22 protein-coding genes are annotated in these 13,190 nt (G+C 59.7%); 1 reads left to right on the forward strand and 21 read right to left on the reverse strand.

The genetic code is table 11. The features are described 5' to 3' along the window. Nucleotides 1-3: 3 nt before the first annotated feature. The 21 genes from rplF to rpsL all read right to left on the reverse strand — a co-directional run bounded on the left by rplF (nucleotide 4) and on the right by rpsL (nucleotide 12,367). Nucleotides 4-537, reverse strand: coding sequence for a 50S ribosomal protein L6 (gene rplF, locus FHT69_RS09585; RefSeq protein WP_029868125.1), 534 nt, complete (start codon nucleotides 535-537; stop codon nucleotides 4-6). Between the two features lie 42 nt (nucleotides 538-579). Continuing rightward, the gene (gene rpsH / locus FHT69_RS09590) at nucleotides 580-978 is read right to left on the reverse strand and encodes a 30S ribosomal protein S8 (protein ID WP_003547562.1); all 399 of its coding nucleotides are present in this window, start codon (nucleotides 976-978) and stop codon (nucleotides 580-582) included. A 12-nt stretch (nucleotides 979-990) separates the two neighbouring features. Then, entirely contained in the window at nucleotides 991-1,296 is a 306-nt protein-coding gene (rpsN, locus tag FHT69_RS09595) for a 30S ribosomal protein S14 (RefSeq protein WP_003573787.1), read from the reverse strand. Between the two features lie 32 nt (nucleotides 1,297-1,328). After that, nucleotides 1,329-1,886, reverse strand: a complete 558-nt coding sequence (gene rplE / locus FHT69_RS09600) for a 50S ribosomal protein L5 (protein ID WP_003573788.1) — start codon at nucleotides 1,884-1,886, stop codon at nucleotides 1,329-1,331. Beyond that, nucleotides 1,879-2,187 carry a 50S ribosomal protein L24 gene (rplX, locus tag FHT69_RS09605; RefSeq protein WP_003587195.1) on the reverse strand — a complete coding sequence of 103 codons (309 nt, stop codon included), beginning with the start codon at nucleotides 2,185-2,187 and terminating at the stop codon, nucleotides 1,879-1,881. The genes rplE and rplX overlap by 8 nt, the downstream gene beginning before the upstream one ends. Nucleotides 2,188-2,198: 11 nt before the next feature. Next, on the reverse strand, nucleotides 2,199-2,567 hold the full coding sequence (gene rplN / locus FHT69_RS09610) for a 50S ribosomal protein L14 (RefSeq protein ID WP_003573790.1): 369 nt from the start codon (nucleotides 2,565-2,567) through the stop codon (nucleotides 2,199-2,201). Nucleotides 2,568-2,826: 259 nt separating this feature from the next. After that, complete coding sequence (gene rpsQ / locus FHT69_RS09615; protein WP_003547557.1) at nucleotides 2,827-3,066, reverse strand: 30S ribosomal protein S17; 240 nt, start codon at nucleotides 3,064-3,066, stop codon at nucleotides 2,827-2,829. Nucleotides 3,067-3,078: 12 nt separating this feature from the next. After that, nucleotides 3,079-3,279, reverse strand: coding sequence for a 50S ribosomal protein L29 (gene rpmC / locus FHT69_RS09620; protein ID WP_003547556.1), 201 nt, complete (start codon nucleotides 3,277-3,279; stop codon nucleotides 3,079-3,081). 12 nt (nucleotides 3,280-3,291) lie between these two features. After that, complete coding sequence (rplP, locus tag FHT69_RS09625) at nucleotides 3,292-3,705, reverse strand: 50S ribosomal protein L16 (protein ID WP_003573792.1); 414 nt, start codon at nucleotides 3,703-3,705, stop codon at nucleotides 3,292-3,294. A 36-nt stretch (nucleotides 3,706-3,741) separates the two neighbouring features. Then, entirely contained in the window at nucleotides 3,742-4,473 is a 732-nt protein-coding gene (gene rpsC / locus FHT69_RS09630) for a 30S ribosomal protein S3 (RefSeq protein ID WP_003587196.1), read from the reverse strand. Continuing rightward, a complete protein-coding gene (rplV, locus tag FHT69_RS09635) occupies nucleotides 4,473-4,862 on the reverse strand; it encodes a 50S ribosomal protein L22 (protein ID WP_007626081.1) in 390 nt (129 codons plus the stop codon). Before rplV ends, rpsC begins: the two co-directional genes overlap by 1 nt. A 2-nt stretch (nucleotides 4,863-4,864) precedes the next feature. Then, complete coding sequence (gene rpsS / locus FHT69_RS09640) at nucleotides 4,865-5,143, reverse strand: 30S ribosomal protein S19 (RefSeq protein WP_003573797.1); 279 nt, start codon at nucleotides 5,141-5,143, stop codon at nucleotides 4,865-4,867. Between the two features lie 15 nt (nucleotides 5,144-5,158). Beyond that, complete coding sequence (rplB, locus tag FHT69_RS09645; RefSeq protein WP_003573799.1) at nucleotides 5,159-5,995, reverse strand: 50S ribosomal protein L2; 837 nt, start codon at nucleotides 5,993-5,995, stop codon at nucleotides 5,159-5,161. Between the two features lie 11 nt (nucleotides 5,996-6,006). Then, complete coding sequence (locus FHT69_RS09650; RefSeq protein ID WP_003547550.1) at nucleotides 6,007-6,300, reverse strand: 50S ribosomal protein L23; 294 nt, start codon at nucleotides 6,298-6,300, stop codon at nucleotides 6,007-6,009. Further along, nucleotides 6,297-6,917 carry a 50S ribosomal protein L4 gene (gene rplD, locus FHT69_RS09655; RefSeq protein ID WP_029868123.1) on the reverse strand — a complete coding sequence of 207 codons (621 nt, stop codon included), beginning with the start codon at nucleotides 6,915-6,917 and terminating at the stop codon, nucleotides 6,297-6,299. Before rplD ends, FHT69_RS09650 begins: the two co-directional genes overlap by 4 nt. Nucleotides 6,918-6,930: 13 nt before the next feature. Next, complete coding sequence (rplC, locus tag FHT69_RS09660; protein ID WP_028757604.1) at nucleotides 6,931-7,572, reverse strand: 50S ribosomal protein L3; 642 nt, start codon at nucleotides 7,570-7,572, stop codon at nucleotides 6,931-6,933. A gap of 39 nt (nucleotides 7,573-7,611) precedes the next feature. After that, on the reverse strand, nucleotides 7,612-7,920 hold the full coding sequence (rpsJ, locus tag FHT69_RS09665) for a 30S ribosomal protein S10 (RefSeq protein ID WP_003547547.1): 309 nt from the start codon (nucleotides 7,918-7,920) through the stop codon (nucleotides 7,612-7,614). Nucleotides 7,921-8,074: 154 nt separating this feature from the next. Next, nucleotides 8,075-9,250, reverse strand: coding sequence for an elongation factor Tu (gene tuf, locus FHT69_RS09670; RefSeq protein WP_028757605.1), 1,176 nt, complete (start codon nucleotides 9,248-9,250; stop codon nucleotides 8,075-8,077). Between the two features lie 68 nt (nucleotides 9,251-9,318). Continuing rightward, nucleotides 9,319-11,418, reverse strand: coding sequence for an elongation factor G (gene fusA, locus FHT69_RS09675; protein WP_047620018.1), 2,100 nt, complete (start codon nucleotides 11,416-11,418; stop codon nucleotides 9,319-9,321). 29 nt (nucleotides 11,419-11,447) lie between these two features. After that, entirely contained in the window at nucleotides 11,448-11,918 is a 471-nt protein-coding gene (gene rpsG, locus FHT69_RS09680; protein WP_028757597.1) for a 30S ribosomal protein S7, read from the reverse strand. A 77-nt stretch (nucleotides 11,919-11,995) separates the two neighbouring features. Then, nucleotides 11,996-12,367 carry a 30S ribosomal protein S12 gene (gene rpsL, locus FHT69_RS09685; protein WP_003547537.1) on the reverse strand — a complete coding sequence of 124 codons (372 nt, stop codon included), beginning with the start codon at nucleotides 12,365-12,367 and terminating at the stop codon, nucleotides 11,996-11,998. Nucleotides 12,368-12,864: 497 nt separating this feature from the next. Here rpsL and FHT69_RS09690 point away from each other — a divergent pair, with 497 nt between their 5' ends. Beyond that, complete coding sequence (locus tag FHT69_RS09690; RefSeq protein WP_028757598.1) at nucleotides 12,865-13,158, forward strand: hypothetical protein; 294 nt, start codon at nucleotides 12,865-12,867, stop codon at nucleotides 13,156-13,158. The last annotated feature ends 32 nt before the right edge of the window (nucleotides 13,159-13,190 follow it).

A 13,190-nucleotide genomic window follows, 5' to 3' on the forward strand; every position in this document is an offset into this window, starting at 1 on the left:
TCCTTACTTCTTCTTGCCTTCTTTGCGGACGATCCGCTCGTCGGCGTACTTGACGCCCTTGCCCTTGTAAGGCTCGGGACCGCGATATTCGCGGATTTCGGCGGCAACCTGGCCGACCTGCTGCTTGTTGATGCCGCTGACGATGATTTCAGTCGGCTTCGGAACAGCGATCGAGATACCGACCGGCGGCTCATAGATCACGTCGTGGCTGAAACCGAGAGCCAGCTGCAGGTTCTTGCCCTGCATGGAGGCGCGGTAACCAACGCCGTTGATTTCAAGCTTGCGCTCGAAACCGTCCTTGACGCCCTTGAAGATGCCTTCGATCATCGTGCGGGACATGCCCCACTTCGAACGTGCATCCTTGGTCTGGCTGAGCGGCGTTACGACGACCGCGTTATTTTCGAGCTTGAGGCTGATTTCGTCGTTAGCAACGAAAAACAGCTCGCCCTTCGGACCCTTTGCAGTCACCTTCTGACCATCGACCGTAGCCGTGATCCCAGCAGGTACCTGAACGGGCTTTTTACCGATACGAGACATGTTTCTATCCTGTCTGTTCGCTATGGAGACCCCTGCCCGATCTTAGAAGACCGAGCAAAGAACCTCGCCGCCAACGTTCTGTTCGCGAGCCTGGTGATCGGCCATCACACCCTTCGGAGTCGAAAGGATGGTGATGCCGAGACCGTTCGCGACCTGCGGAATGGACTTGACCGAGACATAAACCCGGCGGCCCGGCTTGGACACACGGCCGATCTCACGGATCACCGATGCGCCTTCATAATATTTCAGCTCGATGCTGAGTTCCGACTTGCCATTGCCGAAATCGACAACGGAATAGCCACGGATGTAGCCTTCGGACTGCAGGACATCGAGAACACGCGCACGGAGCTTGGACGCAGGCGTCGAGACCGACGACTTGCGGCGGGAAGCGCCGTTGCGGATGCGGGTGAGCATATCGCCCAACGGATCAGTCATTGTCATGTAACCTGCTCCTTACCAGCTCGACTTGACGATGCCCGGCACCTTGCCGAGATTGCCGAGTTCACGCAGCGCGATACGCGACATGCGCAGTTTACGGTAATATGCGCGCGGACGCCCCGAGACTTCGCAACGGTTGCGAATACGGGTCTTCGATCCATCGCGCGGCAGGGATGCCAGCTTGATCGAGGCCTTGAACCGCTCTTCGATCGGAAGAGCCTGGTTCATGATGATCGCCTTCAACGCAGCCCGCTTAGCGGCCTGGTTGGCGACCGTAGTACGGCGGCGCTTGTTCTTTTCAACTGCGCTTGTCTTCGCCATGTCAGGTTCCTTTTCTACGCTCGTCGTTACGGTTATTGACGGAACGGGAAGCTGAACTCTTTCAGAAGAGCCCGTGCTTCGTCGTCGGTCGTCGCCGTCGTGCAAACGATGATGTCCATGCCCCACATCTGATCAACCTTGTCGTAGTTGATCTCAGGGAACACAATGTGCTCCTTGATGCCCATGGCGAAGTTGCCACGGCCGTCAAAGCTCTTCGGGTTCAGGCCGCGGAAGTCGCGAACGCGCGGGAGCGCGATGTTCACGAGACGGTCCAGGAACTCGTACATGCGGGCGCCGCGAAGGGTAACCTTGGCGCCGATCGGCATCTGTTCGCGGACCTTGAAGCCTGCGATAGAGTTGCGTGCGCGGGTGATGACCGGCTTCTGGCCGGCGATCGCTGCGAGGTCGGCGGCAGCAACCGTCGGCTTCTTCGAGTCAGCGGTCGCTTCGCCAACACCCATGTTGATCACGATCTTGTCGAGCTTCGGAATCATCATCTCGTTGGCGTAGGAGAACTGCTCCTGCATCGCCTTGCGGATGCGCTCGACATATTCCTTCTTGAGCCGTGGCTCGTATTTTGCCTCAGCCATCGATCACTTCTCCAGAACGCTTGGCCACACGGACCTTCTTGCCGTCAACAACCTTGAAACCGACGCGGGTCGGCTTACCGTCCTTGTCGACGATTGCAACGTTGGACAGGTGAACCGAGGCTTCCTTGTTGATAATGCCGGCTTCCTGGGTCTGCGTCTGGCGCTGGTGGCGCTTGACGACGTTGACGCCACGAACGACGGCACGATCTTCCTTTGGCATGACCTGGACAACTTCGCCGGTGCGGCCCTTGTCCTTGCCAGCGAGCATGACGACCTTGTCGCCCTTACGAATCTTCTGCATCGCTTCGCTCCTTACAGTACTTCGGGAGCCAGCGAGATGATCTTCATGTGGTTCTTGGCGCGAAGTTCGCGCGGAACCGGTCCGAAGATACGGGTGCCGATCGGCTCTTTCTTGTTGTCGATGAGGACTGCTGCGTTGGTGTCAAAGCGGATGACGGAGCCATCCGGACGACGGATATCCTTGGCGGTACGAACGACAACCGCCTTCATCACGTCACCCTTCTTCACACGGCCGCGCGGGATCGCTTCCTTGATCGAAACGACGATGACGTCGCCGATCGAGGCATACTTGCGCTTCGAGCCGCCCAGCACCTTGATGCACATGACACGACGTGCGCCGGAATTATCCGCGACGTCGAGGTTTGTTTGCATCTGAATCATATCAGGTCGCCTTCTTGGTTTACCGGAATGGTTGGGCTAGCCCCCTACTCCGGCTTATGAAAATTTTCGCCGGCCGAGCTGCCATGACGGCAACACAGACGCGGCAATAGCTGAATAGCGCGGGGTCGATCGTGCCAGGGTGGTTTCCCGAACGGGACCTTCCGTGCGCTCAAAGCAAAAGAACGCCCGGCATTCGAGCGTTCTGACGCTGCTTCATACAGATATTTCGGCGAGACGCAAGGCCTCGCACAAAATTCTGTTACTTGCCCTGGGCGGAAATCACCGTCCAACGCTTGTCCTTGGAAATCGGCGCGCATTCCTCGATGGATACGGTATCGCCGATCTTGTACTGGTTGTTCTCGTCGTGGGCCTTGTACTTCTTGGAACGACGAACGGTCTTCTGGAGCAGCGGGTGAGCGAAACGACGCTCGACACGAACCACTACCGTCTTCTCGTTCTTGTCGCCAACGACGACGCCCTGCAGGATGCGCTTCGGCATATTTTTCTTCCTTTAGGCCTTAACTTCTGCCGCCTTCTGGCGGGCAATGGTTTTCACGCGGGCGATGTCCTTGCGGACTTCGTTGATGCGCGAGGACTTTTCGAGCTGGCCGGTCGCCTTCTGGAAGCGCAGGTTGAACTGCTCCTTCTTCAGCTTGGCAAGCTCGTCCTTGAGTTGGTCGGCGGTGAACCCGCGAACATCTGAGGCTTTCATGAGCTCAATCCCTTACTCTGCAATGCGCTGAACGAAGCGCGTCTTGACCGAGAGCTTGGCAGAGCCGAGACGAAGCGCCTCGCGGGCGATTTCTTCGCTGACACCGTCGATCTCGAACATCATACGGCCGGGCTTGACCTTGCATGCCCAGTATTCAACGGAGCCCTTACCCTTACCCATACGGACTTCGGTCGGCTTTGCGGTTACCGGAACGTCCGGGAACACGCGGATCCATACACGGCCGGCGCGCTTCATATAACGCGTGATCGCGCGGCGGGCCGCTTCGATCTCGCGCGCGTTGACGCGGTTGGGTTCCTGAGCCTTCAGGCCGAATTCGCCGAATGCCAGGTCAGAACCGCCCTTGGCGACGCCCTTGATGCGGCCCTTGAACTGCTTGCGGTACTTGGTACGCTTTGGCTGCAACATTTTCTTATTCTCCGAACTTCTCTGCCACGCGCGCTATCAAGCGTTGTCGCGGCGACGGTCTCTGTCGCGGTCACGGTCACGGCTTGCCGGACCCTGGGCGTCACCTTCCATCGCACGGCGCTCGGAAGCCATCGGATCGTGCTCAAGGATTTCGCCCTTGAAGATCCAGACCTTGATGCCGCAGATGCCGAATGCGGTTTCTGCTTCAGCCGTGCCGTAGTCAATGTCGGCGCGCAGCGTGTGCAGCGGCACACGACCTTCGCGGTACCATTCCGTACGGGCGATTTCAGCGCCGCCGAGACGGCCGGCGCAGGTGATCTTGATGCCTTCGGCGCCAAGACGCATCGCGGACTGAACGGCGCGCTTCATGGCGCGGCGGAAAGCCACGCGGCGCTCGAGCTGCTGGGCGATCGACTGAGCGACCAGCGTCGCGTCGACTTCGGGCTTGCGCACTTCGACGATGTTGAGGTGCGTTTCCGAATTCGTCATGTCCGACAGCTTCTTGCGGAGCTTGTCGATGTCTGCGCCCTTGCGGCCGATGATGAGGCCCGGACGTGCCGAGTGGATCGTGACGCGGCACTTCTTGTGCGGACGCTCGATGACCACCTTGGAGATCCCGGCCTGCTTCAGTTCGCTCATGACGAACTTGCGCATCTTCAGGTCTTCGTGCAGCAGCTGGCCGTACTCGGCATTGTCCGCGAACCAGCGGCTATCCCAGGTACGGTTGATGCCAAGACGGAAACCGATTGGATTGATTTTCTGACCCATTATGCGGCCTCCTCTACTGCCTGCACTTCACGAACGACGATCGTCAGGTGCGCGAAGGGCTTTTCGATGCGCGACGCGCGACCACGGCCACGAGCGTGGAAACGCTTCATGACGATCGACTTGCCGACATAGGCCTCGGCGACGACAAGCGAGTCGACGTCGAGATCGTGGTTGTTCTCGGCATTGGCGATCGCAGATTCGAGCGTCTTCTTGACGGCGCCTGCGATGCGCTTGCGGGAGAACTCCAGCTCAGCGAGTGCGCGCTCGACCTTCTTGCCACGGATAGCCGCAGCAACCAGGTTGAGCTTCTGGGGGCTGACGCGGAGCGTGCGGGCGACTGCTTGCGCCTCGTTGTCCTTCAGCCGGCGTTCGGCTTTTGCCTTGCCCATTGTTACTTCCTCTTCGCCTTCTTGTCCGCGCCGTGACCGTAGTAGGTGCGGGTCGGAGAGAATTCACCGAATTTGTGGCCGACCATGTCTTCATTGACGCTGACCGGAATATGCTTGCTGCCGTTGTAGACGCCGAAGGTAAGACCGACGAACTGCGGCAGGATCGTGGAGCGACGGCTCCAGATCTTGATCACTTCTGCACGTCCGCCTTCACGAACCTTCTCAGCCTTCTTGAGAAGATAGCCGTCAACGAACGGACCTTTCCATACTGAACGAGCCATTGGAGACTTCCTCTCTTACTTCTTACGCTGATGACGCGAGCGCATGATCATCTTGTCGGTCGACTTGTTCGACCGGGTGCGCTTGCCCTTGGTCGGCTTGCCCCAGGGTGTCACCGGATGGCGACCACCAGAGGTGCGGCCTTCACCACCGCCGTGCGGATGGTCGACCGGGTTCATGACGACGCCGCGGTTATGCGGACGCTTGCCGCGCCAAACCGTACGACCGGCCTTGCCGTCGTTGATGTTGGCGTGATCCGGGTTGGAGACGGCGCCGATCGAAGCAAGGCAGGAGCCATGGACGAGACGCTGTTCACCGGAGTTCAGGCGAAGGATCGCCATGCCCTGGTCGCGGCCGACGAGCTGTGCGTAGCCACCGGCGGAGCGAGCGATCTGACCACCCTTGCCCGGCTTCATTTCCACATTGTGGATGATGGAGCCGACCGGGATGAACTGCAGCGGCATGGTGTTGCCGGGCTTGACGTCAACAGCCTTCTCGGAAGCGATGACCTTGTCACCGGCAGCGAGGCGCTGCGGAGCGAGGATATAAGCCTTTTCGCCATCAGCATAGGTCACCAGCGCGATGAACGCCGTGCGGTTCGGATCGTATTCGATACGCTCGACGGTGCCTTCGACGTCGAACTTGCGACGCTTGAAGTCGATCAGACGATAGGTGCGCTTGTGACCGCCGCCGATGAAGCGGGCGGTGATGCGACCGAGGTTGTTACGACCGCCGCTCTTGGTCAGACCTTCCGTCAGCGCCTTGACCGGCTTGCCCTTGTAGAGGGCCGAGCGGTCGACGATGACCAGCTGGCGCTGGCTCGGGGTGATCGGATTGAATGTTTTCAATGCCATTTTCTTATACCTCAGAGACCGGTGGAGACGTCGATCGTCTGGCCTTCAGCCAGGGTTACGACAGCCTTCTTCACGTCCTTCTGCTTGCCGACGAAACCGCGGAACCGCTTGGTCTTGCCCTTGCGCAGCAGAGTGTTGACGGCCGTAACCTTGACGCCGAACAGCGCCTCGACAGCAGCCTTGATTTCCGGCTTCGTCGCCTGCTTGGCGACATTGAAAACAACCTGGTTGTTTTCGGATACCAGCGTGGACTTTTCGGTGATCGCCGGGGAGACGATCACATCGTAGTGGCGAAGATCGGTCACTTGAATCGCTCCTCTAGCGCTTCAACCGCAGCCTTGGAAAGCACGAGCTTGCCGCGGCGCACGATGTCGTAAACGTTGATGCCCTGGATCGGCAGAACATCGATGTTCGGGATGTTCTGAGCTGCGAGCTTGAAGTTGCCATCAAGCTCTGCGCCGCCGATGAAGAGGGCGTTGGTCAGGCCGAGCGTCTCGAAAACGGACGCGAGAGCCTTGGTCTTGGCTTCGGTGGCAACCAGGTTGTCGATGACGATGACGTCATCGGCCTTGATCTTGGCCGAAAGGGCATGGCGAAGGCCGAGTGCACGAACCTTCTTGGGAAGATCATGCTCGTGGCTGCGCACGACCGGGCCGTGAGCCTTGCCGCCGCCGCGGAACTGCGGAGCGCGAGCCGAATGGTGGCGGGCGCGGCCCGTACCCTTCTGCTTGTACATCTTGGCGCCGGTGCGCGAAACTTCAGCGCGGCCCTTAGCCTTGTGCGTACCCTGCTGCTTCTTGGCAAGCTGCCAGCGGATGACGCGGGCGAGAATGTCTTCGCGGGGCTCGAGGCCGAAAATCGCGTCCGAAAGGGAAACCTTCCCGGCGTCTTTTCCCTCGAGGGTCTTGACGTTCAATTCCATTGATCTGGCTCCCTTACTTCGCGGCCGACTTGACGGCGTCGCGCACGATGATCCAGGCACCCTTGGAACCAGGAACAGCACCCTTGATCAGGATCAGACCACGATCTTCGTCGGTCGAAACCACTTCCAGGTTCTGCGTCGTGACACGCGTCTGGCCCATGTGACCAGCCATCTTCTTGTTCTTGAAAACCTTGCCCGGATCCTGGCGCGAGCCGGTCGAACCGTGCGAGCGGTGCGAAACCGACACACCGTGCGTGGCGCGCAGACCGCCGAAACCGTGGCGCTTCATGGCGCCGGCAAAACCCTTACCGATCGTCGTGCCCGTCACGTCGACGAGCTGACCGGCTGCAAAGTGACCCGCCTTGATCTCAGTGCCGACTTCGAGCAGCTGATCTTCCGACACGCGGAATTCTGCGACCTTGGCCTTCGGCTCGACGTTGGCAACGGCAAAGTTGCCGCGCATCGCCTTCGACGTGTTTTTCACCTTCGCCTGGCCGGCACCGAGCTGAACTGCGGTATAGCCATTCTTTTCGACAGTGCGCGTGGCAACGACCTGGACGGCCTCCATGCGCAGTACCGTTACCGGGACATGCTCGCCGGCGTCGTTATAGACGCGGGTCATTCCCACCTTCTGTGCAATCACACCTGAACGCATCGGTTCAATCCTTCTCACTCAGCCCGAAGACCCGAGGTCTCAGAGCTTGATCTCAACATCGACACCGGCGGCGAGATCGAGCTTCATCAGCGCGTCTACCGTCTGCGGGGTCGGGTCAACGATATCGAGAAGGCGCTTATGCGTGCGCATCTCGAACTGTTCACGGCTCTTCTTGTCGATGTGCGGGGACCGGTTGACCGTAAACTTCTCGATGCGGGTCGGAAGCGGAACGGGGCCCCGGACGCTGGCACCGGTGCGCTTCGCCGTCGATACGATCTCGCGCGTGGAGGCATCGAGAATCCGGTGATCGAACGCCTTCAGGCGGATGCGGATATTCTGGCCGTTCATTCGACTTTATCCTTGTGTCTGTTATCCGCGTGTCACCATTGAGGGACACGACTTACCTTCAGTTACGTTAGCGGGCCACCGGTTTCAAAGATCGAGAGGGACACCCAGATCGGCGTCCCTATCCTTTCCTTGGGCCTGGTGGCCCAGCCGCTAATTACTCGACGATCGAAGCGACGATACCGGCGCCGACGGTGCGGCCGCCTTCGCGGATAGCGAAGCGCAGCTTTTCTTCCATCGCGATCGGAACGATCAGCTCGACGGCAACCGTGACGTTGTCGCCCGGCATAACCATCTCCGTGCCTTCCGGCAGCGTCACAATGCCCGTCACGTCGGTTGTGCGGAAGTAGAACTGCGGACGGTAGTTGGTGAAGAACGGCGTATGACGGCCACCCTCTTCCTTCGTCAGGATGTAGGCTTCCGCCATGAACTTCTTGTGCGGCTTGACAGAACCCGGCTTGCAGAGAATCTGGCCACGCTCGACGCCGTCACGGTTCACACCGCGGATCAGCGCGCCGATGTTGTCGCCAGCCTGGCCCTGATCGAGCAGCTTGCGGAACATTTCAACGCCGGTCACCGTCGTCTTCGAGGTCGGACGGATGCCGACGATCTCTACTTCTTCGCCAACCTTGACGATGCCACGCTCGACACGGCCGGTCACAACCGTGCCGCGGCCGGAGATCGAGAACACGTCTTCGATCGGCATCAGGAACGGCTGGTCGATCGGGCGCTCAGGCGTCGGGATGTAGGCGTCAACCGCAGCCATCAGCTCGCGGATCGCGTCTTCGCCGATCTTCTTGTCCGAATCTTCGAGAGCAGCAAGCGCCGAACCCTTGACGACCGGGATATCGTCGCCCGGGAAGTCGTAGGACGACAGCAGTTCGCGAACTTCGAGCTCGACCAGTTCGAGAAGCTCGGCGTCGTCAACCTGGTCGACCTTGTTCAGGAACACCACGATCGCCGGAACGCCGACCTGGCGGGCCAGAAGGATGTGTTCGCGCGTCTGCGGCATCGGGCCGTCAGCGGCCGAGCACACCAGGATCGCGCCGTCCATCTGGGCAGCACCGGTGATCATGTTCTTGACGTAGTCGGCGTGGCCGGGGCAGTCGACGTGCGCGTAGTGGCGGGCCGGCGTCTCATATTCGACGTGTGCCGTCGAAATGGTGATGCCACGAGCCTTTTCTTCCGGAGCCGCGTCGATCTGGTCGTACGCCTTGAACTCACCGAAGTACTTCGTGATCGCTGCCGTCAGAGACGTCTTGCCGTGGTCAACGTGGCCGATCGTGCCGATGTTGACGTGCGGCTTGTTGCGCTCAAACTTACTCTTTGCCATTTTCGGCTCTCCGTTTTGCTAGTCCCCGAGGGGATCTAATTCTTGTTATCGGTCAATTGGTATGCCGGTCACTTCTGACCGGAATACTTTGCCTGGATTTCTGTTGCAACGTTCGACGGGACCGGCGAATAGTGATCGAAGGTCATCGTGTACTGAGCGCGGCCCTGAGACATGGAGCGCAGGTTGTCGACGTACTTGAACATGTTCGCGAGCGGAACGTTCGCGTTGATGACGACGGCGATACCACGGCTTTCCTGGCCCTGGATCTGGCCGCGACGGGAGTTCAGGTCGCCGATGACGTCGCCGACGTAATCTTCCGGGGTCACGACTTCGACCTTCATCATCGGCTCGAGCAGCTGAGCGCCGGCCTTCTTGGCTGCTTCACGGAAGCAGGCACGCGATGCGATTTCGAAGGCGAGAACCGAGGAGTCGACGTCGTGGAAGGCGCCGTCGATGAGGGTCGCCTTGACGCCGAGCATCGGGAAGCCAGCCAGCGGACCCGAAGACAGGACGCTTTCGATGCCCTTCTGGACGCCGGGGATGTATTCCTTCGGAACGGAACCACCGACAATCTTCGATTCGAACTTGAAGTCGTCGCCGTCCGGGTTCGGTTCGAAGATGATCTTGACGCGCGCGAACTGGCCGGTACCACCGGACTGCTTCTTGTGCGTGTAGTCTTCTTCGTGCGTCCGGGTGATGGTTTCGCGGTAGGCAACCTGCGGCGCGCCGACGGTTGCTTCGACCTTGAATTCACGACGCATGCGGTCGACGATGATGTCGAGATGCAGTTCGCCCATGCCGGCAATGATGGTCTGGCCGGATTCCTGGTCGGTCTTGACGCGGAAGGAAGGATCTTCAGCAGCCAGGCGGTTGAGCGCGAGGCCCATCTTTTCCTGGTCGCCCTTGGTCTTCGGCTCGATGGCGATCTGGATGACCGGCTCGGGGAATTCCATGCGCTCGAGGATAACCGGCTTCAGCGGATCGCAAAGCGTGTCGCCCGTCGTGGTTTCCTTGAGGCCGGCGAGAGCGACGATGTCGCCTGCGAAGGCTTCTTCGATGTCTTCACGCGAGTTGGAGTGCATCTGCAGCATGCGGCCGACGCGCTCGCGCTTGTCCTTGACCGTGTTCATGACCGACGCGCCCTTTTCGAGCTTGCCGGAGTAGATGCGGGCGAAGGTCAGCGAACCGACGAAGGGGTCGTTCATGATCTTGAAGGCGAGCATGGAAAGCGGCTCGCTGTCGTCGGCGTGACGCTCGATTTCAGCTTCCGTCTTGAAGTCGATGCCCTTGATCGCCGGGATGTCCATCGGCGACGGCAGGTAGTCGACGACGGCGTCGAGCAGCGGCTGCACGCCCTTGTTCTTGAAGGCGGTGCCGCAGAACATCGGGTGGAACTTGACGTCGATCGTGCCGCGGCGAACCAGCGCGCGGATCTGATCGTTGTCGGGCAGAACGCCTTCGAGATAGGCTTCCATGGCGGCTTCGTCGATATCGACGACCGTCTCGATCAGCTTTTCGCGATATTCTTCGGCCTTGGCCTTCATATCCTCGGGGATCTCGACGACATCCCACTGGGCGCCGAGCGACTCGTCGCGCCAGATGAGAGCGTTCATCTCGATGAGGTCGATGACGCCCTTGAAGTCGCTTTCAGCGCCGATCGGCAGCTGCATGACGACAGCCGTTGCGCCGAGACGGGTCTTGATCATCTCGACGGAGCGGTAGAAGTCCGCGCCGGTCTTGTCCATCTTGTTGCAGAAGATCATCCGCGGGACGTTGTACTTCTCGGCCTGACGCCAGACGGTTTCCGTCTGCGGCTCAACACCTGCGTTGGCGTCGAGCAGCGCGATGGCGCCGTCGAGAACGCGCAGCGAACGCTCGACTTCGATGGTGAAGTCGACGTGGCCGGGGGTGTCGATGATGTTGAAGCGGCGCATCTTGCCGTCACGGCCCTTCCAGAAGGTCGTGGTGGCAGCAGAGGTGATCGTGATGCCACGCTCCTGCTCCTGCTCCATCCAGTCCATGGTGGCTGCGCCGTCGTGGACTTCGCCGATCTTGTGCGACTTGCCGGTGTAGTAAAGGATACGCTCGGTGGTCGTGGTCTTGCCGGCGTCGATATGCGCCATGATACCGAAATTGCGGTAATCTTCGATCTTATATTCGCGAGCCATTGTGGACTGCCTTTCGATACCGTTCGGAATTACCAGCGATAGTGCGAGAATGCGCGGTTGGCGTCAGCCATCTTGTGCGTGTCTTCGCGCTTCTTGACGGCGGAGCCACGGTTGTTGGACGCATCGAGCAGTTCGCCGGAAAGGCGGTCAACCATAGTCGTTTCATTGCGCTTGCGGGCAGCAGCGATCAGCCAGCGAATGGCGAGAGCCTGGCGGCGCTCCGGACGAACGTCGACCGGGACCTGATAGGTCGCACCACCGACACGGCGCGAGCGGACTTCAACGTGCGGGGCAATGTTGTCGAGCGCAGAATGGAAAACCGTGAGCGGCTCCTGCTTGGACTTGCCCTGGACGGCGTCGAACGCACCGTAGACGATGTTTTCAGCAACGGACTTCTTGCCGTCGAGCATGATGGCATTCATGAACTTGGTGACGACGAGATCGCCGAACTTCGGATCCGGATTGATCTCGCGCTTTTCTGCTTTATGGCGTCTGGACATAGTTTTCGTCTCTTCAATCGTTAAGGCGCTTCATCACGCGGAGGACCTCGCGCAGCGCTGAATTATTCAAAACCGAATTACTTCGGACGCTTCGCGCCGTACTTGGAGCGGCGCTGCTTGCGGTTCTTGACACCCTGGGTATCGAGAACGCCGCGGATGATGTGATAACGGACACCCGGAAGGTCCTTGACGCGGCCGCCACGGATCATGACGACAGAGTGTTCCTGAAGGTTATGACCTTCCCCGGGGATGTAACCAATGACTTCGAAGCCGTTGGTCAGGCGGATCTTTGCGACCTTACGCAGAGCCGAGTTCGGCTTCTTCGGCGTCGTCGTGTAGACGCGCGTGCAAACGCCGCGCTTCTGCGGGTTCTCCTGGAGTGCGGGAACCTTGTTACGCTTTACGTTCGCCTGGCGAGGCTTGCGGATCAGCTGGTTTACGGTAGGCATTCAACCATCCCTTACGTTTTATCTCAGTACCCTTGCGGGCTTGAACTCGCGCCGTCTCCGGCAGTGACGCACGCTTTCCGTCAATGCGCAAAATATGGCCCGATCCGCTTCCGCAGATGGACCACAAGGAGCAGAGGACGCATAGAATATGCGTCGTGCGTGCAGCATCATGACTTCAACGTGCGTTTAGAACCTTGTTTGAGGTGAACTTCAGGGCGCGTCGCCCCGAACAGCCAAGCCTCACATGGGATCTGATGGCCGGGGTACTACTGGTTTCCACCCATCTCGTCAAGGCCGGTTAAGAAATAAACTCGCCGCATCGCCTTGATATGCGGGCCTGACGCCCTGTTTTCACCCTCCTAGACGAATTCACAGCCGTGCGCCAAGATAAAAACTTGGGCATCGCAGCAAAAGCAGCTAAGGAATCAGCAATTGCAGCGCTCGGCCCTCACAGGGGATTCGAGCGAGCGAATCGTCAAAGAGCCGAAGGACAGGCGATGATCACGACACCTGATAACGACAATAATTTCGATGGTCCGATGATCTTCATCATCATCGGCAAGGGCTACGAGTCCGACGCCAGCGAAGGCATCGACCTGCATATCATGCTTAAGGCGCCCGACGACGACACCGCCGTCCGAGAGGCCCTGAACGCCCTTGCCGAGGAAGGCTTCATTGAGGCCGATCTCGACCAGATCGGCATGCTGACCGAGGTGCCTGCCGAGGAGCCTCACGCCTCCGCCTATCAGGGCGCCGTCGACGGCGAAGTCGCGATCATCCGCTTCAACTGAAGGGAGCCGCGCGGGGCGCGCTCCCTCCCCGC

The sequence above is a fragment of the Rhizobium sp. BK008 genome (assembly GCF_014197345.1).
GTDB classification, from domain to species: Bacteria; Pseudomonadota; Alphaproteobacteria; order Rhizobiales; family Rhizobiaceae; genus Rhizobium; species Rhizobium anhuiense.

Coding starts and splice junctions, on each gene's coding strand:
- rpsJ (WP_003547547.1), bottom strand. CDS start 7,920: ATGAACGGCCAGAATATCCGCATCCGCCTGAAGGCGTTCGATCACCGG.
- rpsS (WP_003573797.1), bottom strand. CDS start 5,143: ATGGCTCGTTCAGTATGGAAAGGTCCGTTCGTTGACGGCTATCTTCTC.
- fusA (WP_047620018.1), bottom strand. CDS start 11,418: ATGGCTCGCGAATATAAGATCGAAGATTACCGCAATTTCGGTATCATG.
- rpsH (WP_003547562.1), bottom strand. CDS start 978: ATGACAATGACTGATCCGTTGGGCGATATGCTCACCCGCATCCGCAAC.
- rplE (WP_003573788.1), bottom strand. CDS start 1,886: ATGGCTGAGGCAAAATACGAGCCACGGCTCAAGAAGGAATATGTCGAG.
- rplF (WP_029868125.1), bottom strand. CDS start 537: ATGTCTCGTATCGGTAAAAAGCCCGTTCAGGTACCTGCTGGGATCACG.
- rpsN (WP_003573787.1), bottom strand. CDS start 1,296: ATGGCGAAGACAAGCGCAGTTGAAAAGAACAAGCGCCGCCGTACTACG.
- rpsL (WP_003547537.1), bottom strand. CDS start 12,367: ATGCCTACCGTAAACCAGCTGATCCGCAAGCCTCGCCAGGCGAACGTA.
- rpsG (WP_028757597.1), bottom strand. CDS start 11,918: ATGTCCAGACGCCATAAAGCAGAAAAGCGCGAGATCAATCCGGATCCG.
- rplC (WP_028757604.1), bottom strand. CDS start 7,572: ATGCGTTCAGGTGTGATTGCACAGAAGGTGGGAATGACCCGCGTCTAT.
- FHT69_RS09690 (WP_028757598.1), top strand. CDS start 12,865: ATGATCACGACACCTGATAACGACAATAATTTCGATGGTCCGATGATC.
- rplN (WP_003573790.1), bottom strand. CDS start 2,567: ATGATTCAGATGCAAACAAACCTCGACGTCGCGGATAATTCCGGCGCA.
- rpsQ (WP_003547557.1), bottom strand. CDS start 3,066: ATGCCGAAGCGCATCCTGCAGGGCGTCGTCGTTGGCGACAAGAACGAG.
- rplV (WP_007626081.1), bottom strand. CDS start 4,862: ATGGGCAAGGCAAAAGCCGAACGCCGGCTGAAGGACAACGAGGCGCAA.
- rpsC (WP_003587196.1), bottom strand. CDS start 4,473: ATGGGTCAGAAAATCAATCCAATCGGTTTCCGTCTTGGCATCAACCGT.
- rplP (WP_003573792.1), bottom strand. CDS start 3,705: ATGTTGCAGCCAAAGCGTACCAAGTACCGCAAGCAGTTCAAGGGCCGC.
- rplX (WP_003587195.1), bottom strand. CDS start 2,187: ATGCAGAAGATTCGTAAGGGCGACAAGGTCGTCATGCTCGCTGGCAAG.
- tuf (WP_028757605.1), bottom strand. CDS start 9,250: ATGGCAAAGAGTAAGTTTGAGCGCAACAAGCCGCACGTCAACATCGGC.
- rpmC (WP_003547556.1), bottom strand. CDS start 3,279: ATGAAAGCCTCAGATGTTCGCGGGTTCACCGCCGACCAACTCAAGGAC.
- rplB (WP_003573799.1), bottom strand. CDS start 5,995: ATGGCATTGAAAACATTCAATCCGATCACCCCGAGCCAGCGCCAGCTG.
- rplD (WP_029868123.1), bottom strand. CDS start 6,917: ATGGAATTGAACGTCAAGACCCTCGAGGGAAAAGACGCCGGGAAGGTT.